The organism is Candidatus Poriferisocius sp., from assembly GCF_965204145.1.
GTDB lineage: Bacteria > Actinomycetota > Acidimicrobiia > Acidimicrobiales > Bin134 > Poriferisocius.
Window position 1 is genome coordinate 2,085,302 of the sequence record NZ_OZ241977.1, and the last position, 22,142, is coordinate 2,107,443.

Below are 22,142 nucleotides of genomic sequence, written 5' to 3' on the forward strand. Positions count from 1 at the left end.
GCCGATGAGCGGAGACTGGGACGCGTCCATCATCGGGGCCGGGCCGGCCGGCTGCGCGGCGGCCATCACCCTGGCTCGGGCCGGGCAGCGGGTGGTGATGGTGGACAAGGCCCGCTTCCCGCGCCCCAAAGCGTGCGGCGACGGCCTCACTGCCGGGGCGCTGAGACTCCTCGAGGGCCTGGGACTGGACCCGACCCCGATCTCCACGTGGATGCCCGTGGAGGACGTCTGCATCCGCTCGCCCTCAGGACGCACCGTCGAGTTCCCCCTGCCCCGATCGGGCGGGCAGTTCGCCGCGGTCGTCCCCCGGGCCGAGCTGGACAACGCCCTGGTGGAGCAGGCCAAGGCCGAGGGTGCCGCACTGGTGGAGGGCGCCGCCTGTCAGGAGGCCTCCGAAAACGGCGGCCGAGTCACTCTGGAGGTTGAGGGCAAGGAGGCGGTTACCGCGCGATATGCCATAGCCGCCGACGGGATGTGGTCGCCCACCCGCAAGTTCCTGGGATTGGCCCACGACGGCTACCGGGGCGACTGGCATGCGTTCCGCCAGTACTGGTCGGGGGTGGCCCCCTCGGCCAGCCGAGCCCTGTGGGTGTGGTTCGAGGAGGAGATCCTGCCCGGCTATGTGTGGTCGTTTCCCCTGCCCGACGGCCGGGCCAACGTGGGATTCGGCGTGCGCCGCGGCGGCCCGGTGGCGGTGGGCGATATGGGCAAGCTCTGGCGAGAGCTGTTAGAGCGAGACCACATCCGGGCCGTGCTGGGCGACGGTGCCGCCCCTGAGACGTCCCACCGGGCCTGGCCCATTCCCGCCCGCATCGACAAGATTGCGCTCACCGCCCGCCGAACCATGTTTACCGGCGACGCGGCGGCGGCCACCGACCCGATGAGCGGCGAGGGCATCGCCCAGGCCCTGCTCACCGGCATCGGCGCGGCCCACGCCGTGCTCGCAGGCGGGGACGATGCCGACCAGGTGATGGCCCACTACCGCCGTTTCGTGCGCCGAGAGCTGTTCGCCGACCATCGCATGGCCCGCCGCCTCGGCCGGGTCTTGGCCACCCGTCCCGGCGCCCGGGGAGCCGTGCGCATCGCCGGGCTCACCCCCTGGACCCGGCGAAACTTCGCCCGCTGGCTCTTCGAGGACTACCCCCGGTCCATCATCACCACCCCCCGCCGCTGGTACCGCAAACCCCTCACCACCCCCGGCGCCTACCGCTAGACTCTTGGTTCATCGCCCACAAACCTCCCACCCCACTTTTCAATGAGAGACAACCCACGCTCACTTCCTCAACTCGACCCACACTTTCCTAGAGAGTTTCTGAACAACTCAATGCACATGACTAGCATTGCCTCACAAGACTTGCAGCACCATAGTTTTGCCCTGTTCTTTCCTGCAGAGATACAAAACTCTCCGATATGGAAAGACCCCTCTAATGACGACCTTCGCACCACACATTCTAAACTCTACTCACCATCACAGAACGCATCCTTCTCGGTATAATGCAACCCAGAATGGCAGGATAATTTATGCCCGATCGCCCGATACACCACACTCAACAAGCTACTTTGTCATTGGACTCCTTGGAATTTGATCCCGATAACCCACGGCTGCCAAATTGGGTGGCTAAGAATGACGAAGCAATATACGAACACATTACCCAAAACTACACAATTGGCGAACTGGTTGACTCTTTTATCGACAATGGGTATTTCGAAGCAGAGAGATTGATCGTCATACCTTCACAATCAATTTCTGATAGGTATATCGTAGTAGAAGGCAACAGGCGTTTAGCCGCACTCAAGTATCTGCAAGATCAACTAAATGACACTCTGCTCCCTGACACCATCGTATCCGAACCACGGCGCAGCGAACTTACTGCTATACCTTGTTTGATAGTGGAGAGCAGAGAAGAGGTAAATACTTATTTAGCCTATCGGCATATAGGGGGAATGAAAACTTGGAGTGCCGAAGCCAAAGCTAGATTCATATTGCGCATGATTGACTCCCTCATAGCTGACGACGACCAACATCCCTTTAGAACTATCGGAAGAAAAGTGGGGTCCAATGCTTATGGTATCCGTAATTTATACATTGCCATAGCGGTGCTTGAACACGCAAGAGATGAACTCGACCTGGATGTAGATTACCTCCAATATAAGCGTTTTGGAGTTTGGACTAGATGCATGAACAGTTCGGAGATCCGCGAATTCATCGGCCTCGGCGACCCAAAGAACTATTCTGAGATAGTCGACAGAATCGCTAATTTGCACAATGACAAGCTGCAAGAGGTAATCGAAGATCTATCGATTGGACCCCATCACCCAACACCTGTTGTCAATGATTCGAGACTAGTGACAACCTACGGGAGGGTTTTGAACCACACGAATGCATATAGAGTCTTGCGAGACCACAAGAGTCTACAGGCTGCCATTATTGTTCTGGAGGAGCAAGATATGGCTCGCCGCATCCTCACCATAGAAGATCAAATTTCAATAGTATTGGATGACATTAGGGAATTTGACCTTGACAAGGAGGTTGCTAAAGAAATTCAGCAGCCCACACGGAAGCTCTTGCAGTCGGCCCGCATGCTGCACTTCACAATTGCAGGTACTATAGATGAAGACAATCTCGTTTGATATCGAGTGGTATGGAAGAGATAACAGAAGATCTGCAATCTGCGACTACTTGGAATTGATGGCGATCCAAGGCGATCAGATCACTGCTGTTGACCTTCAAGATACCATTCGAGATGCCAACTGGATTGGGAAGCTAAACGAACGAATCGTAACCTCATATGAACTAGCCTCAGGACGTGACACACATCCAGGTGAGGACGACAATTCGGATTTGTCTCAGTCGTTAGATGATGCCGAGGTCGCCTCTGACAACATCTTGACAATTCTTCAAGAAAGAAGTCAGATCCTTGGTAATGTCTACCCTTTCAAGATTCTCGTTGACGAATCCCGTCTAGTAACCTTTGATGACAATTTGGGCAGACACAGGATATATCTCGCATTACTATGTATTACTGTCAGCCACACACTTTATCATGATTCTAATATGGACATCCAATTTCCCCACTTACCATCTGATGTGTTTGAAGAAACGCTGGCGACGACCTTGAACCGAAGGGGAATTCTGACATCAAATCTGGGCCTTACTTCTCGGGGAAGTGGCTTCGCTAGTGCTCTGAGGAAATCCTGTGATGAAATCGGCATCAAAGCCGACCCTTATGGCGCTCCGTTTCGGAAACATGCCAACGATGAGGGTTGCGATACAGTTAGCAACTTGTGGCCGCACGACACGCGAGTCGGGGGTACGTTTTTGGCGGGTCAAGCAACCTGTGCAAAGAGTCATGAGTGGAAGGACAAACTGAAAGATGTTCCTGTGGGATCTGTACGAGACTGGCTAAGGCGTCGAATGAACCCCTTCTGCTTCTTGTCGGTGCCACATCATGTTCAGCTAGACACCCTTGATTTTCTGATCGGTAAGCACAACAACGTTGATGTACTCGATCGATTGCGGCTTTGTTTTGTTGAGAGAGGCTTGATGGATTCAGAAAAACAGCTGATTGATGCTACCTTGTCACTTCAGGTCTCTCCAATCGGCAATTGACCGGGAGATACGAGGTCAATGTTCTTGGAATTATTTGCTCAATACTACCTAAGTTATGGCTGGCCCACACGGTGAATATCAGAAGATACAAGGTCTAATACCCTGATCTTTGAGATCAGTTAAGGGTGCCTTTGAACGTTGATGCAACTGCCTTCCCAAGTGGAGGAGGAACTGCATTGCCAATTTGCCTATAGATTGCACTTTGTCTGCCACGCCACTCCATATCTGGGGGGAATCCCTGGATGCGAGCAGCTTCCTCGATTGTTATTCGCCTCAAGAAATCTGGGAGCGCTGAGTACGGCTCACCTCCGTCCATGAGGTGAGCGTGGTAGGAAGTAACCCAACAATCGCCATTTCCATCCAAATGATTCTGGTCGACGATAGGCGTTCGGTTACCCCCCATCGAAGCAGGCAAGGTCGGAGCAGGCATGTCAAGACGCATTGGGCGACCTGCACCGTTGAAGAGCATTCCTGCAAATGGGGACCTCCGGAGGACAGGACGACGAGCTGGCGTGACTATTGCATTGCACTTGCTGTCATTGCCTGGCATACCCCATGGAGGTAGCCCTTGGAGGGCGTCGCCAACGGTGGGTGGAGCCTCTTTGCTTATTTCGCGTGGAGCAGCGAGCGTCTCATCATCACGAAGTCCTATAAGGAACATCCTCTCTCGGGCCTGAGGGACGCCATAGTGAGATGCATTGAGAAGTAGGACAGACGTGGTGTATCCGAGTTGGGATGCCTTCTCTCGTAGCCCCTCGAGCAAGCCTGCCCACCTACGATTCACTGCCAGCGCCTTGACATTCTCCATCACGAACGCCTCCGGTCCAACCCGCTCCACCGCATCCAGAAACCGCCAGACATGTCGAGACCGGGGGTCGGTGGGATCCATCTTCCCTGCCACTGAGAAGCCCTGGCAGGGAGGTCCTCCTACCACGAGCTCGGCGGCCACAGAGTCAAGGCTCTCGATGCAGTCATCAAGGTCAGCTACTTGGCAGTGATGCTCGTGACCTACCAGGTGGGGAAGCCGGTCTCGTAGCCGCTTGTACGAATAGCTGTAGGTGGCAGCAGCCATTGGATCCAGGTCTACTGCGAAGGAAGGCACAAAGCCTGCTTCCATGAAACCGATGTCGAGTCCACCGGCACCGCTGTAGAGCGACACGAAGGCCTTACTCTGACTTGCCACGCCCTTCCTCCCACCTCCCAAATTACAGTGATGGCATCCTACCCATGCCGACGAGGAGAGGCAAGCACCCGCCGATCCATCTGGACTAGGGTTTCAGACTCCATGGAGGAACACCACGTCACTCATCCTCATGACCTGGAAAGGGCAGTGCGCTCTTTGCACCTCCCGTTAGATCCGGCCCTTGAAGTCAATGCAGCCCCAAAAGCCCACGAGATTCTTGGGCGTCAAGGAATACCCTTCGATGAGCAATCAGATTACGTCCTGGAACTAATGGCAAATTGGAAGAATGGACGTTCTCCTGGAAAGCTAAATTATCTCGTCAAGAGACTGCTGTTCTCCTGTGGTGGCGCCGACCTCGCCGGCCTTTACAATCACTATTTCGAAGCGCACAAGAGACTTACTACAGTGGGTTCCCTTTCCTTTGAAGATGCCCGGTTGTTACTGAATCATATAAGACTGATAAAGCACCTAATACTTAGCGAAAGAATGTCGTGTTCTCAGGTGGCCAGAATCTTGAGCACTATGACCAGAGGGACGCAATTTAGTTGGCAGCAAATACAACTCTTGATCCCCTACCTTGAAATATCATTACCAGGACTAAGCAAAGACGACACTGAGACCCTTTATTCCATAGATCTCGCGGAACACCTAGCAGAATTTGTTGACTCCGCTGAAGATGAAGAGTATGAGCATCTCGTCTCCACAGCCAAGAGCCTTGAATTTCCTGGGAACAGTTCACTTCTCTTTAAGCGCATCATGAACCCCTCATTTAGCAGCAGCATGCTAGTTGTCCTTCATTTTCTTCTCTCAGTATGTGAAAGGTATGACCACCCACTTTCCGAACCCTACGAGTTCAAACCACGGGGTGAAGCCGCCTTATCCCTTCAAAGGACTCATCCTGGTTACCGCGGAAAAGGTAGTGCCATACTGAACATCGCAAAAGCATCGCCGGTTCTCGATAGCACATGGGCCTGGGGAAGAAAGCCAGGAACAATCGATGACGCCCTTGTCTTTGCAGAAGTACTCAATTGCCTCGAAAGCATGCCATATACGGCTCGAAGGGAATTGGCCTCATGGCTGCGACAGTGGATCGTTAGAACGAACCAGCGCAATATGTCACGACCCAAGCTACTTCCTGGCATCGACTCTCAAGCTAAGGCTGAAAAACTTGTTGAGTTGCTTATTGCTGACCAAACTCATACCTATGGGACAATAGAGCAACGCGTAGTGGATGCCCTGACATTAGTCTGTTATCCTAGCGAAGAATGGAGGAGCCACGGGCGCAAAGACTCTGTACACGCATCAAATCTATCTCGCAGGAAATTGGGAGATTGCGAATACATTCACCGTCGCTTTCCTCGCATCCATGCATACGAAGCTCATGCTGGAAGATTGAGTAGTCGTTATATCCGCTCTCACTTTGGATCGTTGGCGCCGGTGCTTGAGCAACGCAACGACGATCTAGAAGCTCGTGAAGCAGCTGAAGACTGGGAAATACATATTATCTTCGTTGCTCATAGCATTGATGCCGGAATTAAGGCTGTAGAAATAGAGGTAGAGGGGTTTACTATCAATGTTGAAACCGAGACATTTGCACAACTATATGCCCGCATTACCGATAGTCCACATCTCGAATTGAAGGGTTCGGTGAACGACAACATCATTGGCGCACTTAATGAATCTACAGTCCCGCAAGAGTTTCGAGATAGAGTTGCCAACTTGGCAGATCTTCCGCTGCAATCCTAATGCCCGCTGTATGGCACCCTCAACTTCAATTGGTTAGATCGAAGTGCTCTGCGAGTTCTGATAGCTATGATTCTTGCTCCAGAATCTTCGATCTTGTTTTGTTCTTGAATTCTTCAGCGCAGTTTAGTTTGTAGATTTACCCCGCTGTTTGGAATGTTGACTGTTCTCAAATCCCACAATTTTCGCACCACTCTCCTCTTGGCGGTCGAATAGGTCTCGGTGCTCCATGTGGGATGGTCTTTCCATAAGTTCTAGTGTGGAGCCATGGCATTGAGTTTTGACAACCGGGTGGCGATCGTCACCGGGGCTGGAGGCGGCCTGGGGCGCCTGTATGCCCTGGAGTTGGCCCGGCGAGGGGCCCGACTGGTGGTAAACGACTTGGGCGGGGCGGCCGACGGTACCGGGGCCAGCGAGGGACCGGCCCAGTTGGTGGCCAACGAGATCAACGATGATGGCGGCGAAGCGGTGGCCGACACCAACTCGGTGGCCACCACCGAGGGCGGGGCGGCCATCACTGCCACCGCGGTGGAGGCGTTTGGGCGGGTGGACGTGGTTGTAAACAACGCCGGCATCCTTCGGGACAAGACCTTCCACAAGCTGGAGGACGATCAGCTCCACCCGGTGCTCGCCGTGCATCTTCGGGGGGCGTTCAACGTGACCCGGCCGGCCTTCGTCCAGATGCGCGAGCAGGGATATGGCCGCATCGTGTGCGCCACCTCCAACGCCGGGGTGCTGGGCAACTTCGGCCAGTCCAACTACAGCGCGGCCAAGATGGGCTTGGTGGGGCTCACCCACACGCTGGCCCTGGAGGGGGCCAAATACAACATCAAGGCCAACTGCATCGCCCCGGTGGCCACCACCCGCATGACCGAGGCCATCTTCGGCGAGGAGATCAAAGAGGCCATGAGCCCGGAGCACGTCACCCCGGTGGTGTGCTTTTTGGCCCACGAAGACTGCCCGGTGTCGGGCGAGGTGTACTCCGCGGCGGGCGGCACAGTGGCCCGGTTCTTCGTCGGTCGAACCCCCGGCTACTACAACCCCGACCTCACGGTGGAGGACGTGGCCGAGAACTTCGACCAAATCCGCGACGAAACCGGCTACAGGGTTTTGAACGACGCCAACCACGAGGTGGGCGTGGCCTACAAGACGATCCGGGCGGCCCGAGAATGAAGACTGGAGAGGCGGCTGTCGAGGCTTTCGACGAGGTCGTCGAGCAGCTCTTCGCCCGGCTGCGGGGCAATCCGGTGGCCGACCGGGTGTTCTACACCGCCTCAGAGCTGGGCAACTTCAGCATCCTGTGGCACGCCTTGGCCTGGGCCGGGGCAACCTCCAAGCGGGGCCGACGCCGGGCGGTGCGGGTGTCGATTGCCCTGGCAGTGGAGTCGGCGCTGGTCAACGGGCCGATCAAGTCGGCATTCAACCGCTCCCGCCCATTGGCCGAACTCGACCACCCCCACCGGTTGCGCCAGCCGCTGACCAGCAGCTTCCCCAGCGGCCACGCCAGCGCCGCGGTGGTGGCCGCGACTCTGTTGTCCGAGTCCCGACACCGACGGTGGCCCTTCTGGGCAGCCGCCTCGATGGTGGCAGCCAGCAGGGTACACGTGCGCATCCACCACGCTTCCGACGTAGTGGTTGGCGCTCTTGTGGGCGCGGTGATCGCCCGGCTGTTCAAGAAAATCTGGCCGCTCCGCTGAGACATGGCCGATCGAGCCACCGTCGGCGTCTACGAAGACCGGGCTGCTGAATGGAGGGCCGAGCGAGCGCCCAAATCCACCGCCGCGGTTGAGGCGTTCGCTGCTGTTGACCGGCCCGACGGGATCACTGCTGATCTGGGCTGCGGGCCCGGCTGGCACACAGGCTCTCTGCCCAGCCCGGCATTGGCCATCGATGCGGCCCGGTCGATGCTGAAGATGGTCCCCGACCATGCCCCGGACGCTCTGCGATGTCGGGCCGATCTGGCCGCGCTGCCCCTAGCTGCTGGGTCGCTGGCCGGAGCGTGGGCATCGCGCAGCTATGTCCACCTCGACCGCCGCCATGTGCCGCTGGCCCTGGCCGACCTGCACCGGGCGCTGGCCCCGGGCGCTCCGGTGGAGCTTCACATTTTCGAGGGGGATGCCGACTTCGAGCCGTTCTCCGACGACGACTTCCCAGGCCGACGCTTCTCCCAGTGGCCCGAAGACTGGATCGCACCCCTGATGGAGGGTGCGGGATTCACCCTCGATGCCCTAGAGCGGTTGGACCGGCCCCCCAAAGTGGCCACCCTCATCGTCAAGGGCCACCGAGCCCGCACGCTGCCCGACACCGTGGGGCCGGGAATGCGCCTTCTGATCTGCGGCCTGAACCCCAGCGTGTACGCGGCCGACGCCGGCGCAGGATTCGCCCGACCCGGCAACCGGTTCTGGCCTGCGGCCCTGGCCGCGGGGCTGGTGAGCACCGACCGGGATCCCCGGCGGGCGCTCATCGACCACGGCGTGGGCATGACCGATCTGGTCAAGCGAGCCACTCCCCGGGCCGACGCGCTCACCGCCGATGAGTATCGGCGGGGATTAGACCGGCTGGAGTGGCTAGCGGGATGGCTCAAGCCCGCCGCGGTGTGCTTTGTGGGCCTCGCCGGCTGGCGGGCCGCTGTGGACCGAAAGGCCCAGGCCGGAGTGCAACCCCAAGAGTTGGGCGGTCGGCCGGTTTACGTGATGCCCTCAACCAGTGGGGCAGCCGCCGGGTATCAACTGCCCGACTATGTCACCCACCTACAGCAGGCTGCGGCGCTAACGACCTGACCGCCTCCCAGGGGTCGATCCCGCCCAGGGGCATCACCATGAGCGACGAAGTAGTGGCGCCGTTGTCGAAGTAGCGATCGATGTGCTTGCGGCACTCCTCGGGGGTGCCGTTCACGATGAGGTCGTCCACCACCTGCTCGGGGATGGCCTCCAGCGATCCGGCCCGGTCGCCGGCCGCCCACCGCTCCCAGTGCTCGGCCAGCAGTTCACCCCGGCCCAACCACTGGTGGAAAGCCCGGTAGACCGGCACATTGAGATAGCCGGCCACCGCCCGCCGCCCCTGGGCGATCACCGTCTCCCGGTCGGGGTTGGGGCACACGAAGATACGGGCCACAATCTCCTTGTCGGGCCCCTGGGCGTTGACGATCTCGCTCACCCGGGCGGTGTCATCGGCCGAAAGCCAGTTGATGATGGTCCCGTCGGCCTCCTTGCCGGCCAGCGTCAGCATCTGGGATCGCAGCGCCGCCACCAAGATGGGGGGCGGTTCGGGGGGAACCAATCCCAGCCGAAACCCCTGCACCGAGAAGGTCTCATAGTCGCCGCTCACCTTCTCACCGGCCAGAGCGGGCTTGAGGAACCGCACCAGATCCCGCACTCGCTGGTAGGGGGCCTCGAACGGGATGGAGTTCCACCGCTCCACGATCACATCCGAGGAGCTGCCCAGCCCGAGGAGGAATCGCCCCGGGGCCAGCGTGGCCAGCGTGGCCGCCGACTGGGCCACCAGTGCCGGTCCCCGGGTGTAGGCCGGGACGATGGCGGTGCCCAGACGCAGTGTCGGCGCCCACTGGGAGGCCAGCACCAGCGGGGTGAAGGCGTCGTGGGAGTTGGACTCCGACGACCACACGTCGGTGTATCCCAACTCGACCAGCTCCGCCATCTGCGCCGCCTGCTGGTCGAGGGGTCCGAACAGCGGAACCGTCATCCCGTCACGTCGTGAAACCATTCGGCAACTCTATGACGCGGCGGTGAGGGTTCTGCCAAGCTTGCTTGATATAGTTCCCAGCCGTGAGCGAAGACGTCGAAGCAGGGACTATCGGGGCCACGGCCGGCGAGTCCGACGTCCTCGACCCCAACTGGGTGGGCGACCAGATCCTCGACACGCTCGACCCGGTGTATTTCGCCCGCACCCTGGTCAATGCCGGCATGAAGGCGGCATCCAACCCGGTGGGCGTGAGCACCGCGCTGCTGAAGGCAGCCGCCGGAGCAATGAAGGTGGGAGCGGCCACCATGGCCAAGGCAGCCAAGACCGCCGACCCCGAGGCCCCCGCACCCATCCAGCCCCCGCCCAAAGACCATCGCTGGGCCTCCAAGGCCTGGCAGGACAACCCCTACTTCTTCGGCCTCCAGCAGACCTATCTGCTCACCAGGAACCTGGCCGATGACCTCATCGATGCCGCCAACCTCGACGAGGCCGACCACCGCAAGGCCAAGTTCGCCACCTCCTTCGCCTTCGACGCCCTGGCCCCCACCAACCTGCTGCTCACCAACCCCGATGCCCTGGCCAAAGCGGCCGCCACCGGCGGGGCCAGCGTGGTGAAGGGGGCGGCCAACATGCTCCACGACCTGCGCCACAACGACGGGTGGCCGTCCAAGGTGGACGACTCGGGGTTCGAGCCGGGGCTGAACATGGCCTTGACCCCCGGCAAGGTGGTGTACCGCAGCGACCTGATCGAGGTGATGCAGTACGAGCCCCAGACCGAGCAGACCTATGAGATCCCGATGCTGTTCTGCCCGCCGTGGATCAACAAGTACTACATCATGGACTTGGCCCCGCAGAAGAGCCTGATCGAGTGGGCGGTGCAGCAGGGCCACACCTGCTTCACCATCAGCTATCGCAACCCCGACGGGTCGATGCGCGACACCAGCTTCGAGGACTATCTCCGCCAAGGCCCCCTCGATGCCCTGCGGGTGGTGCGGGAGATCACCGGGCAGGAGAAGGTGAACACCGTCAACGTGTGCCTGGGGGGCACGCTCACCGCCCTGGCCATGGCCCACGGCGCGGCCACCGGCGATGAGCCGGTCCACACCGCCACATTCCTGAACACCCTCACCGATTTCTCCGACCCCGGCGTGCTGGGGGCGTTCACCGACGAGCCCACGGTGGCCGGGCTGGAGCGCAAGATGGCCGACCAGGGATACCTGGAGGCCAGCGAGATGGCCCGCACCTTCGACGCAATCCGGGCCAACGACCTGATCTTCCAGTACGTGGTGAACAACTGGCTGCTGGGCGAGGATCCGCCGGCGTTCGACCTGCTGGCGTGGAACAACGACAGCACTCGGATGCCGGCCCGCATGCACAGCAGCTACCTGCGACGGTGCTATCTGGAGAACCAGCTTGCCAACGACGCCTTCGAGGTGGACGGCACCGTGCTGCACCCCGCTGATGTGAAGCAGGACAGCTACGTGCTGTCGGCCATCGACGACCACATCGTGCCGTGGACCGCGGCCTATCGCACCGCCAACCTGCTGGGCGGCCAGAACCGTTTCGTGCTCAGCACGTCGGGCCACATCGCCGGCATCGTCAATCCACCCAGCCCCAAGGCTCGCCACTGGACCAACGACCAGATCGCCGAGACACCCGAGCAGTGGCTGGAAGGCGCCGAACAACACCAGCACACGTGGTGGGAAGACTGGACCCAGTGGATCGGCCAGCGGGCCGGCAAGAAGGTGGATGCTCCCCAGCAGCTCGGCAGCAAGGCCTACACGCCGATGGAGGACGCGCCGGGCCTCTACGTGAAGATGCGCCCCGGCGACATCGTCTCAGCCTGATCGGTTTTTCCCGAGAATTCGAGGAAAAATCTTCTTTGAATTGCCGATCAAGCTTTTGCTAAGTAAAGTAAGCAGCATGACCGACGTCAAAGAAATCACCGAAGCCGTGCAAGAACAGGTGCTGAGCGCCCTCAAGGTTGGCCAGACCGCCATCGTCGAAGGTGTCCGCACCTTTACCGATACGGTCGGCAGCGTCACCCCCGAGAGCCTGAAGCTCGATTCCGTGCCCGGCCTTGACTCCCTGCCCGATCCCAAGGAGCTGATGAGCGTCAGCTTCGGGTTCGCCCAGGAACTGCTCAACACCCAGAAGGAGTTCGCCCAGAACCTGCTGGCCGCCGCGAGCGCCAACGGTTCGGCACCCGCCCAGCCAGTTTCCAAGAAGAGCTGAATCCCCCCTCAGCTCTCTTAAGCAAACGGGGCCGGTCACCGCGACCGGCCCCGTTTTATTTTTCTATCGCTTGCGTACTATCCTGAACAGCGACGAGGGGCCGCCGAATTCGGCGGTGGGAGGGAAGCATGAGCACGGAGTCTGACGTGGCTGGCACGCCGCCACCGCAAGAGTTCGAGTCGTCACTGGAGCCGATCAACAAAGTCGGGGTGATCGGCGGAGGAACGATGGGTTCAGGTATCGCCGAGGTGTGCGCCCGAGTCGGCTTGGACACTCTGGTTGTCGAAGTGGATGACGCTGCCGTCGACAACGCCCGAAAGGGGGTCGAAAAATCCCTGGATAAGGCGGTTTCCCGGGACAAGCTGTCGACCGATACCCGGGACTTGGCCTTGGACTGCCTCAGCTTCAGCACCGATATGGGCGACCTGGCCGACCGAGACCTAGCGGTCGAGGCGGTCATCGAGTCGTTGGAGGAGAAGCTGTCGGTGTTCCGGGCCATGGACAAGGTGATGGCGCCCAACGCCATCTTGGCCACCAACACCTCCTCCATACCCATCATCACCCTGGGATCCATCACCAGTCGGTCGGACATGGTGCTTGGCATGCACTTCTTCAACCCGGCCCCGGTGCAGCCGCTGGTCGAGCTCGTGCGCTCGCTGGGCACCTCGTCGGAGACCATGGACCGGGCCGACCGCTTCGCGGTGCAGGTGCTGGGCAAGCGGGTCATCCGCTGCCGCGACCGGGCCGGGTTCGTGGTGAACCGGCTGCTAGTCCCCTATTTGCTCGACGCCATACGCATGTTCGACGAGGGCAAGGTGAGCGCAGCCGACATCGACAGCGGGATGATGCACGGCTGCGGCCACCCCATGGGGCCGTTGACGCTGTGCGATCTGATCGGGCTGGACACCATCGAGGCCGTGGCCGACGTGCTCTACGAGGAGTTCAAGGGCTCCCACAACGCTCCACCCCCGCTGCTGCGGCGAATGGTGGCTGCCGGGCATCTGGGACGCAAGACCGGCAAGGGATTCTACGAGTACGACAGCTAAGGCAGAACCATGGAACAAGCCGCCGTCGAGGCATTCGGCAACTACCTCCGCAGCCAGCGCAAGCTGGCCCAGCTCACCCTGCGGGAGCTGTCAGATCTGGCCCAGGTGTCCAACCCCTACCTCAGCCAGCTGGAGAGGGGCCTGCACCAGCCATCGGTGCGGGTCATCAAGTCGCTGGCCACCGCGCTGAACTTGTCGGCTGAGACTCTGCTGGCTCAGGCCGCGGGCATCGATGCCGCCAATGGCGACAACGCAGAGGGTGTTTCCGATACCGAGGCCACCATCCGGGCCGATGCCAGCCTCACCGACGAGCAAAAGGCCGCTCTGCTCGAGGTGTATCGCAGCATGACGGGCGGCAGCCAAGACTCCTAGGGGCCTTTTCCCCACTTCAGGGGGGTTTTCTCAAGATTTCTCCCTGTCTCTGCCCAAACTGTCACTCCCACCGGGATACTGGAAGCATGAAGCAACAGCTCATGCTTTTGGAGGCACCGCCTGATTGGCGCATAGATGAGCGCACCAAGGAGATCGGCCGCCGCGGCCTGGCTCAAGCCCGAGCGGCCTTGCAGCGCCACTCCCCCGCCGTCCAGCCCGCACCCTCCCCCTACGACGACGTTCCCCGTGCGGCGTGAGACCGACGCCAGCGGTTTGCGGCCTGCTGATTGTCGTGCTCACCGGCTGCTCCGGAGGCTCGGCCAGCCAGCCCAGCGACTCCCCTGAGCCAGCCGCGGCGATAGTCGGAGCTGCCGCGACGGTGGTGGAGGTGGTGGACGGGGACACAGTGGTGGTGCAGATAGCGGATCGCACCGAGCGAGTGCGGTTGATCGGCATCGACACCCCGGAGGCAACCGGCGGTTTCCTGCCCGTCGAGTGCTTCGGCGATGAGGCCAGCGCCTTCACAAGATCGCTGTTGCCGGCAGACACCGAAGTGCGGCTGACCCGCGACGTCGAGGCCCGCGACCGCTACGACCGGCTGCTGGCCTACGTGTACCGAGCGGCCGACGGCCTGTTCGTCAACCTCGAGATCGCCGCCAACGGGTATGCCGAGGCTCTGGTCATCGAGCCCAATGCCATCCACGCCGATGCCTTCTACGGAGCCGCGGCCCGCGCCCGGGACCAGGGGTTGGGCCTGTGGGACGCCTGCGGCAGCGCCGACGTATTGCTTGAGTGAGCGCCTTTGCCACCGAGGGGCGATAGCTTTCCGGTAGTGAGCGAACTACTGGAACGCTTGGGCGGAGCCCCCGACGGCCGAGGCCTGATCATCACCTGCGACAACCTGGGACAGTCGCACGCGGCCAACGCGGCCATCGCCGAGTGCTTGGACATCGGGGTGGCCACCGCCGCCAGCCTCATGGTGCCCTGCCCGTGGGCCCGGGACGCAGCCAGCCGTTTCGCCGACATCCCGGTCGGGGTCGACCTCACCCTCAACGCCGAGTTCGACAACTACCGATGGGGCCCGATCACCCAGGCGCCGTCGCTGCTGGACGGCGACGGCGGCTTCCCCCGCACCCCCGCCGACTCCTGGGAGCACAGCGACCTCGACGAGGTCCACCGGGAGTGCCGGGCCCAGATTGAGCGGGCCAGCCAATGGGGCAGCGAGCTGACCCATCTGAGCCCGCATTTGGACACCCTGCTGATGCGCCCCGAGTTCTACGACGTGTACTTGGAGCTGGCGGTGGAGATGGCGCTGCCCATGCGCCTCGGGGGAAGCAACCAGGAGCGAAGGGCCGGCTTCCCGTTTCGCCGTCTGGCGGCGGACGCCGGAGTGCTGGCCCCCGACCACCAGGTGCAGATCCGCGGCCGCCCCGCCCGGCGGACCCTGGAAGACGCGGTGGAGAACCTGGCCCCGGGGGTGACCGAGCTGGTGGTGTCACCGGCCATCGACACCCCCGAGCTGCGGGAAATGGACCCGGGCTGGCTCAGCCGAGTGGAGCAGTATCTGCTGGTGGCCCACGACCCGGCATTGGGCACCGCCGTCGAGCGATCCGGCGCCAAGATGCTGTCCTACGCCGACCTCCGAGACGCCCAGCGCCGGGGCTGAGCGCCGCCTAGAAGTCGGTGCGCTCGGCCAGCGCCGACCGGAAGTCGTCGTACTCCGCTGAGTCCAGCAGCGGCCGCAGGCCGTAGACCCAACGGGCGTAGTCCCCATCCAGCTTCATCCGGCCCGTCATGAAGGCCAGGTCGGGATGGTCGCGGTTGGAAACTTCGGCACATGCGTCGGCGTACTTGTAGACGATGCTCACGTCGGCGTCGGCCAGCTTGCCCGAGGCCATCTCCACCAAGCAGCCGTCGCGGATGACCGCGTGGTAGCGGACCTTGCCGTCGGGGGCACCGGTCACCTCGAAGTTGGCCGAGCAGTCCACCCCCGGCCGCTCCGGCCAGCCCGACGCCGCCTCGAGGTTCAGCCCGAACCACTCCTCGCTGAGATACCGGGCCCGGTCCATGGTCCTAGGCGATCCCCGCGAACAGGTCGGTTTCCGGCAGATCGGTGTCGACCAGGCTGCGGGCCAAAACGTAGTCCTCCCACGGGTAGGCATCGGCCATGTGGTGGTCGGGCAGGCCGAACCAGAACTTGGAATCGGGGTCGACCTGAGTGCGATGGGCCAAAAGCGCCTTGGACCGCCGGTCGAAGTACTCGGCGCACTGGATGCGGGTGGTGATGGCGTCGTCGTTGGACGGCCGGCTGAACCAGCGATCGTCATAGGGCGACTCCAGGTCCAGCTCGCCGAACTTCTCGTGCAGGGCGGTGATCCGGTTGCGCGACCAGGTCACGTAGTACATCTTCAGCGGCTGCCACGGCTCGCCGGCGTCGGGAAAGGCACCGGGGTCGCCGGCGGCGTCGAAGGCCGGGCCGCTGATCTCGGCCACCCGAAGATGGTCGGGATGGCGGTAGCCCTGCTGGTCCTCCCCGTAGGTCATCACCACGTGGGGGCGTTCGGCCCGGATGATGGCCACCAGGCGGCCGACGGCCTCGTCCAGAGGGGCTTGGGCGAAGCTGCGGGAATCGACATTGGCCTCACTCTCGGGCATCCCAGAGTCGCGGTAGCCCAGCCAGTGGACGCTTCGATAGCCGAGCACGTCGGCGGCCTCCACCAGTTCGTCGCGGCGGACCTGGTTGAGATTCTCCCGAACCTCGGGACGGTCCATGGCCGGGTTCAAGATGTCGCCCTCCTCCCCGCCGGTGCAGCACACGAGGGTGGCCGCCACCCCTTGGTCCACGTACATGGCCACCGTCGCCGACCCCTTGGACGCCTCGTCGTCGGGGTGGGCGTGGATGGTGAGCAGTCGAAGTTCGCCGGTCATCGCCTGCTTAGGCTACCGCCGCCCCAGCGCCGTCAAGAACCCAAGCTCGATGGCCTTCAGTGGGTTTCCGAGTCCCAAAGGCCCGTGGGGCAGGCGTTAGTCTCCGGGGATGCCAAGCCCAGAATTCGAAGCGGTGCGGTCCATGCTGGCGTCCGCGCCCAAACCCGACCCCTCCGAGACGCCCGCCGAGCGCCGAGCCCGGCTGGACGCCAACGCCGCGGCTACGCCGCTGGCCGACGGGGTGGTCAAGGAGGCTGTCGAGATCCCCGGTGTGCCCGGTGCCGCCTGGCTGCGCCCCGAGGCCCACAACCCCGACAGCCTGCCCGCGCTGTTGTTCTTCCACGGCGGCGGCTACCGGGTGGGCTCCATCATCTCGCACCAGGGCTTCGGATCCCACCTGGCCGCGCTGATCCCCGCCCGGGTGCTGTTGATCGACTACCGCCTGGCCCCGGAGAATCCGTTCCCCGCCGCGGTCGACGACTCCCTGGCCGCCTACCGCGGAATGCTGGACGCCGGAATCGAACCGGCCCGCATCGCGTTCATCGGCGACTCCGCCGGCGGCGGTCTGGTCGGCGCCGTCATGCTCGGCGCCCGAGACCGGGGGTTGCCGCTGCCCGGCGCGGGGGTGTGCCTGTCGCCGTGGGTCGACCTGACCAACTCCTCGCGCAGCCACACCGAGCGCGACGAACTGGACGTGATGTTCGGCCACGACGACGCAGTGACCGCGGCCAGCTGGTATCTCGACGGCCAAGATCCCCGTGATCCGCTGGCCTCGCCGCTGTTCGGCGACTGGGAGGGAATGCCCCCCATGCTGGTGCACGCCGGCGACCACGAGGTGCTGCTGGACGACGCCACCGGGTTCGCGTCCGTGCTGGAGGATGCCGGCGTGGAGGTGGATCTCCGCATATGGCCGGGGATGATCCACGACTTCCAGATCATGTACCCCAACTATCCCGAGGCGATCGAGGGGACTGAGGCCATTGCGACCTTTGTCCGACGCGTCGTGGGATGAGGGGGTTGGCGGCGCCGCCTGAATGCGGCGCCGGATCAGTGCAGTCGGCTCAGGCCGATTCCCGCTCGGTGCGGTGGCGCCGCAGACCGATGACCGGGGTGGAGGGGGCGAAGCCCGCCTCTGCCCGCTCGATCTCCGACTCGCCGCCCCAGAAGCCGAGCTCGCGCTGGTCGCGGGCCCAACTCCGGCACGCCCGAATCACGACGCAGTCGCCGCAAATCCGCCGGGCTGCATTCTCCCGGCGCTCACGTGCCGACGGGCGCTCGCCAGCCGGAGGGAAGAACAGTTCGCTCTTCCCCTTGCAGTTCGCATTTTCCATCCACCAAGGACGAGGCTCCATTGCCATCTCCACCCATTGCCTCCCGTACGAGTCCGGGGGCTTTTCTCCGTTTGGCTATTACTACCGAAGACCAGAACACCAAGTAATTCCTTGATGATCTGCTTGCTCCTCATACAAAAAGTTAGACGTTCGAATAGCGCTCGTCACGATATCCTATATGAATAGTTTTGATAAATCTATCTCGATAAGTGATAGTGCTTCGGCAGGGAGCGGCAACCTGCCCAAACGCCAGGTGCTGGTCATCATACTCACCCTGATGCTGGCCCAGATGATGGCGGCCATCGAGGGCACGGTGGTGTCCACCGCGCTTCCCACCATCATCGGAGACCTGGGCCGGCGAGACCTGTACACCTGGGTGTTCACGTCTTATTTCATCGCCTCCACCTCAACCACCCCGCTGTGGGGGAAGCTCTCCGACCTGTGGGGCCGCAAGAGCCTGTTCCAGGCCGCCATCGTCATCTTCATGGGCGGCTCGGTGCTCGCCGGGTTGTCGAGCGGCATGACCATGCTGATTGTGTTCCGGGCCATCCAGGGGCTGGGCGCCGGCGGGCTGTTCACGCTTTCCATGGCCATCCTGGCCGATGTGCTGTCGCCCCGGGAACGGGGCCGGTACCAGGGATACATGGGCGGGATCTTCGCTCTGGCCACCATCTTGGGGCCGCTGGCCGGGGGTCTTCTGGTGGACTACGCCCACTGGCGATGGGTCTTTTTCATGGTCCTGCCGCTCGGCGGCATCTCCCTGGTGATGTCGGTCACCCATCTCGAGTTGGCCTTCACCCGCCGCGAGGCTCGGGTTGACTACACCGGAGCAGGCCTGCTTGTGGTGTGGGTGATCGCCATCATTTTGGCCATGGAGCTGGGAGGCGACTCCTGGGACTGGGTGTCGGCCCCGTCGATCGCGCTGCTTGCCGCGGGAGTCGGCGGTGTGGCCCTGTTCGTCGTTCAGCAGCGGCAGGCCACCGAGGCCATCCTGCCGCCCCGGCTGTTCCGGTTCCGGCTGTTCAACATCTCCTGTGTGATCCAGTTCATCGCGGGTGCGGCCATGCTCAGCGCGGGCATCTTCGGGCCGCTCTTCCTCCAAGTAGTCACCGATGTCAATGCCACCCGGTCGGGGCTGCTGTTGGTGCCGATGATGCTGGGAATGCTGCTCACCTCGGTGAGCGCCGGACAGGTGCTCACCCGTACTGGGCGCTACAAGGCGGTGCCGATCTTCGGCGCCGGCGTGCTCACCCTGGGGGTGTGGCTGATGTAGACCCTGAGCGCCGAGACATCGACCATGACGACCATGGCCTTTCTGTTCACGATGGGCTGCGGGGTGGGGGCCATCATGCAGGTGCTCTTGGTGGCGGTGCAGAACATCGTTCCCCACGACGATTTGGGGGCGGCCACGTCGGCGTCCAACTTCTTCCGCTCCCTGGGCCAGACTTTCGGGTCCGCAGTGATGGGGGTCGTGTTCACCGCCCGGCTCGACCACTACCTCCCCCGGCTGGTGCCCGGTGGCGACAAGCTCGACATCGAAGCGCTCATCGAAGCCCCCACCCAAATCGGCGCCATTGAGCCCGAGTCGGTGCGCGACGGCATCGTCGAATCGTTCGCCAACGCCATTGCCGACGTTTATTGGTGGGCCATACCGGTGACGGCCCTGGCCGTGGTCTTGGCCATGCTGGTGCCCGAGTACCGCCTGCGGGAGAAGGCCGCCATCGGGAATTAGCCCTGGTCGGCTTCCTGACTGGCCCTCTGGATGCGGGCATCCCTTTCGGTGATCAATCTCCCGGCCCCGATCCCGGTTTCGCTGAGCGCCCGCATCACCCCCAGCAGGCTCTGGTCCCGCTGGTGTTCCAACTCGGCCACCGTGCTTCCGGCCGCCTGGGCTTCGGTGCCGGTGGCCATGGCCTCGATCAGCTCCTCGGTGAGCTCGGGAGCCTCCATGTGGGTCCAGGGCAGTTCCAGCGCGGGGCCGAACTGGCTCAGCATGTGCCGCATCCCGCCCTCGCCCCCGGCCAGATGGAACGTGAGGTTGGTGCCCATGGCCGCCCAGCGCAGCCCGGGGCCGTACACCACCGCGTCGTCCAGCTCGGCGGTGGTGGCCACTCCGTCGTTCACCAAGTGAAGAACCTCGCGCCACAAGGCCTCTTGGAGGCGGTCGGAGAGGTAGCCCTCGATCTCGTTTCGCACGACGAGGGGGTGCATGACCAAGTCGTCGTAATGCTCCACGGCGGCGGCCACCGCATCGGCGCTGGTGGCCTGACCGGCCACCACCTCCACCAGCGGCAGCAGGTACACCGGGTTGAACGGGTGGCCGATGAGCAGGCGCTCTGGGTGGCCGCAGCCTTCGGCCAAGCGGGTGGGCAAGAGTCCCGAAGAACTGCTGGCAATCACCGTGTGAGGGGGCGCGGCGTCGTCCATTCGGCGCAACAGCGAGCGCTTCAGGCCCTCATCTTCCGGGGCGCTCTCCTGCACCCATTCGGCCGATGTCGCCACCTCCTCGGGAGAGTCGGCCCATCGCAGCCGATTGGGATCGGCCCCTGGGAACAGCCCCAGTTCAGTGGCCACTGGCCAGGCCCGCTCAATCGCCCTCCGCAGCCGGTCTTCACCGTCAGCGGCGGGATCCCAGGCCACCACGTCATACCCCCGGGCCAGCACCCGCACCGCCCAGCCCGATCCGATGACACCGGTCCCCACCAGCCCGATGGTCTTGGTCGTCATCGCCATCGGCCTTCCCCATTCACCAAGTGGGATTAGTGAGGATCCCGCCGTCCACCACCAGATCGGCTCCGGTGATCCACCGGGCCAGATCGGAGCACAAGAACACGCAGGCGTCCCCGACGTCTTCAGCGGTGCCCAAACGGCCGAGAGGGACGGCGGCCAGCCACCGCTCCACGCCCTCGGGCCAGTCGTCGGCCAAGCCTGGCCGGTCGATCAGCCCCGGCGAGACCGAGTTGACCCGGATGCCATGAGGCCCCCAGGCCAGCGCCGCCGCCTTGGCGTGCATTACGAGACCGGCTTTCGAGGTGGCGTAGTGGCCGTGGACGGGAGTCGGATGTTGAGCCTCAATGGAAGCAATATGGACAATCGACCCCCCGGTGCCCTGGTCCCGCATGGCCGAGGCAGCCGCTTGAGTCAGCCGGTGTACCGCGGTGAGGTTGGTGTCGATCATCTCCACCCACTGCTGATCGGTGAGATCGGTGAACGGGGCCACCGGCTGGATGCCAGCGTTGTTGACCAAGGCGTCGATCCGCCCATGGCGCTCTTGAGCCGTGTCGACCACTGCGGCCGGTCCGTCCTCCGTGGTGAGGTCGCCCTGAACCTCGGTCACCTCTCCCTCGCCTTGGTCGATCGGCGACGTCCGGGTGTGGGCCACCACCGAGGCACCAGCAGCCGCCATGCGTCTGACGATCCCCCCGCCGATCCCCCCGCCCGCACCAGTAACCACCACGATCTTTCCGGTGAGGTCGATCATCTCACCAGGCGACCCGGTCACGGCCTTACCAACTCGACGATCTCGCCCGCCGCCGACGGATACTGCTCGATGAGATGGCCAGCTTCCCCCAGCTCGAAACCATCGTGGTGATACGGCGGAGCCATAGTGGTCCCCACCAGTGACCACTCACCCCGAGTAGCAGCCCCCATCCAAGTGCGGGCCGCAACCACCACACAAGGCCGCTCCCCCGCAGCTAAGTCGTCGCCCAGCACCGGCCGCTCCACCGCCCCGCCCGGCCCCAGCAACAGCATTCCCACCGCCGCCCCCGCGTAGTGATGCCACAGCTCCGGCCCGTCCAGCCGATGCATCGCCGAGAAGTCCCCCGGCTGAAGCAAGAAATAGATGGCAGTGCTCTGCTCATCCCGCCAAACCTCCCGCCACATCCCCCCTTCCTCAGGCAACGCCACCAACCCCAACATCGCCACCACCTCAGCCCCAGACAACCCCGCCAAGTCCTCCCGCTGCCCCATCGCCACTGACCCTAGCTTTC

25 protein-coding genes are annotated in these 22,142 nt (G+C 62.7%); 17 read left to right on the top strand and 8 right to left on the bottom strand.

From position 1 onward, the window contains the following. Nucleotides 1-4 precede the first annotated feature (4 nt). The 3 genes from ACOGI7_RS09670 to ACOGI7_RS09680 all read left to right on the top strand — a co-directional run bounded on the left by ACOGI7_RS09670 (nt 5) and on the right by ACOGI7_RS09680 (nt 3,610). Complete coding sequence (locus tag ACOGI7_RS09670; protein WP_419848550.1) at nt 5-1,213, top strand: NAD(P)/FAD-dependent oxidoreductase; 1,209 nt, start codon at nt 5-7, stop codon at nt 1,211-1,213. Between the two features lie 308 nt (nt 1,214-1,521). Then, nucleotides 1,522-2,631 carry a hypothetical protein gene (locus ACOGI7_RS09675; RefSeq protein WP_419848551.1) on the top strand — a complete coding sequence of 370 codons (1,110 nt, stop codon included), beginning with the start codon at nt 1,522-1,524 and terminating at the stop codon, nt 2,629-2,631. Beyond that, nucleotides 2,612-3,610: a hypothetical protein gene (locus ACOGI7_RS09680; protein WP_419848552.1), complete on the top strand. Its 999-nt coding sequence runs from the start codon at nt 2,612-2,614 to the stop codon at nt 3,608-3,610. The genes ACOGI7_RS09675 and ACOGI7_RS09680 overlap by 20 nt, the downstream gene beginning before the upstream one ends. 115 nt (nt 3,611-3,725) lie before the next feature. Here ACOGI7_RS09680 and ACOGI7_RS09685 read toward each other — a convergent pair whose 3' ends face one another. Beyond that, entirely contained in the window at nt 3,726-4,793 is a 1,068-nt protein-coding gene (locus ACOGI7_RS09685; protein WP_419848553.1) for a DNA cytosine methyltransferase, read from the bottom strand. A gap of 102 nt (nt 4,794-4,895) precedes the next feature. On the opposite strand from ACOGI7_RS09685, the gene ACOGI7_RS09690 reads away from it, so the two are divergent. From ACOGI7_RS09690 to ACOGI7_RS09705, 4 genes are all read left to right on the top strand, one after another. After that, nucleotides 4,896-6,539: a hypothetical protein gene (locus tag ACOGI7_RS09690; protein WP_419848554.1), complete on the top strand. Its 1,644-nt coding sequence runs from the start codon at nt 4,896-4,898 to the stop codon at nt 6,537-6,539. A 264-nt stretch (nt 6,540-6,803) separates the two neighbouring features. Then, nucleotides 6,804-7,709, top strand: a complete 906-nt coding sequence (locus ACOGI7_RS09695) for an SDR family oxidoreductase (RefSeq protein ID WP_419848555.1) — start codon at nt 6,804-6,806, stop codon at nt 7,707-7,709. Further along, nucleotides 7,706-8,233 (top strand): phosphatase PAP2 family protein, encoded by a 528-nt coding sequence (locus ACOGI7_RS09700; RefSeq protein ID WP_419848556.1) that lies wholly within the window; start codon nt 7,706-7,708, stop codon nt 8,231-8,233. Before ACOGI7_RS09695 ends, ACOGI7_RS09700 begins: the two co-directional genes overlap by 4 nt. Nucleotides 8,234-8,236: 3 nt before the next feature. Continuing rightward, nucleotides 8,237-9,316, top strand: a complete 1,080-nt coding sequence (locus tag ACOGI7_RS09705; protein ID WP_419848557.1) for a mismatch-specific DNA-glycosylase — start codon at nt 8,237-8,239, stop codon at nt 9,314-9,316. On the opposite strand, the gene ACOGI7_RS09710 is transcribed toward ACOGI7_RS09705, so the two are convergent. After that, on the bottom strand, nt 9,279-10,259 hold the full coding sequence (locus ACOGI7_RS09710) for an LLM class F420-dependent oxidoreductase (RefSeq protein WP_419848558.1): 981 nt from the start codon (nt 10,257-10,259) through the stop codon (nt 9,279-9,281). The two genes, ACOGI7_RS09705 and ACOGI7_RS09710, sit on opposite strands and share 38 nt — an antisense overlap. A gap of 62 nt (nt 10,260-10,321) precedes the next feature. On the opposite strand from ACOGI7_RS09710, the gene ACOGI7_RS09715 reads away from it, so the two are divergent. The 7 genes from ACOGI7_RS09715 (at nt 10,322) to ACOGI7_RS09745 (ending at nt 15,557) form a co-directional block, all read left to right on the top strand. Next, the gene (locus ACOGI7_RS09715; RefSeq protein ID WP_419848559.1) at nt 10,322-12,085 is read left to right on the top strand and encodes a PHA/PHB synthase family protein; all 1,764 of its coding nucleotides are present in this window, start codon (nt 10,322-10,324) and stop codon (nt 12,083-12,085) included. 76 nt (nt 12,086-12,161) lie between these two features. Further along, nucleotides 12,162-12,473 carry a hypothetical protein gene (locus tag ACOGI7_RS09720; protein ID WP_419848560.1) on the top strand — a complete coding sequence of 104 codons (312 nt, stop codon included), beginning with the start codon at nt 12,162-12,164 and terminating at the stop codon, nt 12,471-12,473. Between the two features lie 128 nt (nt 12,474-12,601). Next, the gene (locus ACOGI7_RS09725; RefSeq protein ID WP_419848561.1) at nt 12,602-13,519 is read left to right on the top strand and encodes a 3-hydroxybutyryl-CoA dehydrogenase; all 918 of its coding nucleotides are present in this window, start codon (nt 12,602-12,604) and stop codon (nt 13,517-13,519) included. Between the two features lie 9 nt (nt 13,520-13,528). Beyond that, the gene (locus ACOGI7_RS09730) at nt 13,529-13,891 is read left to right on the top strand and encodes a helix-turn-helix domain-containing protein (RefSeq protein ID WP_419848562.1); all 363 of its coding nucleotides are present in this window, start codon (nt 13,529-13,531) and stop codon (nt 13,889-13,891) included. Nucleotides 13,892-13,977: 86 nt separating this feature from the next. Continuing rightward, nucleotides 13,978-14,148, top strand: coding sequence for a hypothetical protein (locus tag ACOGI7_RS09735; RefSeq protein WP_419848563.1), 171 nt, complete (start codon nt 13,978-13,980; stop codon nt 14,146-14,148). Continuing rightward, nucleotides 14,145-14,687 (top strand): thermonuclease family protein, encoded by a 543-nt coding sequence (locus tag ACOGI7_RS09740; RefSeq protein ID WP_419848564.1) that lies wholly within the window; start codon nt 14,145-14,147, stop codon nt 14,685-14,687. The genes ACOGI7_RS09735 and ACOGI7_RS09740 overlap by 4 nt, the downstream gene beginning before the upstream one ends. A 36-nt stretch (nt 14,688-14,723) precedes the next feature. Next, on the top strand, nt 14,724-15,557 hold the full coding sequence (locus ACOGI7_RS09745) for a ChbG/HpnK family deacetylase (RefSeq protein WP_419848565.1): 834 nt from the start codon (nt 14,724-14,726) through the stop codon (nt 15,555-15,557). Between the two features lie 7 nt (nt 15,558-15,564). On the opposite strand, the gene ACOGI7_RS09750 is transcribed toward ACOGI7_RS09745, so the two are convergent. Together ACOGI7_RS09750 and mca are read right to left on the bottom strand one after the other, a co-directional pair. After that, the gene (locus tag ACOGI7_RS09750; protein WP_419848566.1) at nt 15,565-15,960 is read right to left on the bottom strand and encodes a hypothetical protein; all 396 of its coding nucleotides are present in this window, start codon (nt 15,958-15,960) and stop codon (nt 15,565-15,567) included. A 4-nt stretch (nt 15,961-15,964) separates the two neighbouring features. Next, nucleotides 15,965-16,819, bottom strand: a complete 855-nt coding sequence (mca, locus tag ACOGI7_RS09755; RefSeq protein WP_419848567.1) for a mycothiol conjugate amidase Mca — start codon at nt 16,817-16,819, stop codon at nt 15,965-15,967. Between the two features lie 109 nt (nt 16,820-16,928). Between mca and ACOGI7_RS09760 the strand changes: the two genes are divergently transcribed. Further along, entirely contained in the window at nt 16,929-17,831 is a 903-nt protein-coding gene (locus ACOGI7_RS09760; protein WP_419848568.1) for an alpha/beta hydrolase, read from the top strand. 49 nt (nt 17,832-17,880) lie between these two features. On the opposite strand, the gene ACOGI7_RS09765 is transcribed toward ACOGI7_RS09760, so the two are convergent. Further along, entirely contained in the window at nt 17,881-18,150 is a 270-nt protein-coding gene (locus ACOGI7_RS09765) for a WhiB family transcriptional regulator (protein WP_419848569.1), read from the bottom strand. A gap of 253 nt (nt 18,151-18,403) precedes the next feature. Between ACOGI7_RS09765 and ACOGI7_RS09770 the strand changes: the two genes are divergently transcribed. Both ACOGI7_RS09770 and ACOGI7_RS09775 read left to right on the top strand, forming a co-directional pair. Further along, nucleotides 18,404-19,423, top strand: coding sequence for an MFS transporter (locus ACOGI7_RS09770; RefSeq protein ID WP_419848570.1), 1,020 nt, complete (start codon nt 18,404-18,406; stop codon nt 19,421-19,423). A 33-nt stretch (nt 19,424-19,456) separates the two neighbouring features. After that, nucleotides 19,457-19,882, top strand: a complete 426-nt coding sequence (locus ACOGI7_RS09775) for a hypothetical protein (RefSeq protein ID WP_419848571.1) — start codon at nt 19,457-19,459, stop codon at nt 19,880-19,882. Here ACOGI7_RS09775 and ACOGI7_RS09780 read toward each other — a convergent pair. Genes ACOGI7_RS09780 through ACOGI7_RS09790 form a run of 3 tightly spaced genes read right to left on the bottom strand, consistent with a single transcriptional unit; the run spans nt 19,879 to nt 22,122 of the window. Then, nucleotides 19,879-20,883 (bottom strand): 3-hydroxyacyl-CoA dehydrogenase NAD-binding domain-containing protein, encoded by a 1,005-nt coding sequence (locus tag ACOGI7_RS09780; protein ID WP_419848572.1) that lies wholly within the window; start codon nt 20,881-20,883, stop codon nt 19,879-19,881. The two genes, ACOGI7_RS09775 and ACOGI7_RS09780, sit on opposite strands and share 4 nt — an antisense overlap. Nucleotides 20,884-20,896: 13 nt before the next feature. Beyond that, entirely contained in the window at nt 20,897-21,631 is a 735-nt protein-coding gene (locus tag ACOGI7_RS09785; protein ID WP_419848573.1) for an SDR family NAD(P)-dependent oxidoreductase, read from the bottom strand. Between the two features lie 17 nt (nt 21,632-21,648). Next, entirely contained in the window at nt 21,649-22,122 is a 474-nt protein-coding gene (locus ACOGI7_RS09790; RefSeq protein ID WP_419848574.1) for a cupin domain-containing protein, read from the bottom strand. Between the last annotated feature and the right edge of the window lie 20 nt (nt 22,123-22,142).

Excerpts from the sequence above, each read along its gene's own strand:
- ACOGI7_RS09670 (WP_419848550.1), top strand. The coding sequence starts at position 5 with ATGAGCGGAGACTGGGACGCGTCCATCATCGGGGCCGGGCCGGCCGGC.
- ACOGI7_RS09675 (WP_419848551.1), top strand. The coding sequence starts at position 1,522 with ATGCCCGATCGCCCGATACACCACACTCAACAAGCTACTTTGTCATTG.
- ACOGI7_RS09680 (WP_419848552.1), top strand. The coding sequence starts at position 2,612 with ATGAAGACAATCTCGTTTGATATCGAGTGGTATGGAAGAGATAACAGA.
- ACOGI7_RS09690 (WP_419848554.1), top strand. The coding sequence starts at position 4,896 with ATGGAGGAACACCACGTCACTCATCCTCATGACCTGGAAAGGGCAGTG.
- ACOGI7_RS09695 (WP_419848555.1), top strand. The coding sequence starts at position 6,804 with ATGGCATTGAGTTTTGACAACCGGGTGGCGATCGTCACCGGGGCTGGA.
- ACOGI7_RS09700 (WP_419848556.1), top strand. The coding sequence starts at position 7,706 with ATGAAGACTGGAGAGGCGGCTGTCGAGGCTTTCGACGAGGTCGTCGAG.
- ACOGI7_RS09705 (WP_419848557.1), top strand. The coding sequence starts at position 8,237 with ATGGCCGATCGAGCCACCGTCGGCGTCTACGAAGACCGGGCTGCTGAA.
- ACOGI7_RS09710 (WP_419848558.1), bottom strand. The coding sequence starts at position 10,259 with ATGGTTTCACGACGTGACGGGATGACGGTTCCGCTGTTCGGACCCCTC.
- ACOGI7_RS09720 (WP_419848560.1), top strand. The coding sequence starts at position 12,162 with ATGACCGACGTCAAAGAAATCACCGAAGCCGTGCAAGAACAGGTGCTG.
- ACOGI7_RS09725 (WP_419848561.1), top strand. The coding sequence starts at position 12,602 with ATGAGCACGGAGTCTGACGTGGCTGGCACGCCGCCACCGCAAGAGTTC.
- ACOGI7_RS09730 (WP_419848562.1), top strand. The coding sequence starts at position 13,529 with ATGGAACAAGCCGCCGTCGAGGCATTCGGCAACTACCTCCGCAGCCAG.
- ACOGI7_RS09735 (WP_419848563.1), top strand. The coding sequence starts at position 13,978 with ATGAAGCAACAGCTCATGCTTTTGGAGGCACCGCCTGATTGGCGCATA.
- ACOGI7_RS09750 (WP_419848566.1), bottom strand. The coding sequence starts at position 15,960 with ATGGACCGGGCCCGGTATCTCAGCGAGGAGTGGTTCGGGCTGAACCTC.
- mca (WP_419848567.1), bottom strand. The coding sequence starts at position 16,819 with ATGACCGGCGAACTTCGACTGCTCACCATCCACGCCCACCCCGACGAC.
- ACOGI7_RS09760 (WP_419848568.1), top strand. The coding sequence starts at position 16,929 with ATGCCAAGCCCAGAATTCGAAGCGGTGCGGTCCATGCTGGCGTCCGCG.
- ACOGI7_RS09765 (WP_419848569.1), bottom strand. The coding sequence starts at position 18,150 with ATGGAAAATGCGAACTGCAAGGGGAAGAGCGAACTGTTCTTCCCTCCG.
- ACOGI7_RS09775 (WP_419848571.1), top strand. The coding sequence starts at position 19,457 with ATGGCCTTTCTGTTCACGATGGGCTGCGGGGTGGGGGCCATCATGCAG.
- ACOGI7_RS09780 (WP_419848572.1), bottom strand. The coding sequence starts at position 20,883 with ATGGCGATGACGACCAAGACCATCGGGCTGGTGGGGACCGGTGTCATC.
- ACOGI7_RS09785 (WP_419848573.1), bottom strand. The coding sequence starts at position 21,631 with ATGATCGACCTCACCGGAAAGATCGTGGTGGTTACTGGTGCGGGCGGG.
- ACOGI7_RS09790 (WP_419848574.1), bottom strand. The coding sequence starts at position 22,122 with ATGGGGCAGCGGGAGGACTTGGCGGGGTTGTCTGGGGCTGAGGTGGTG.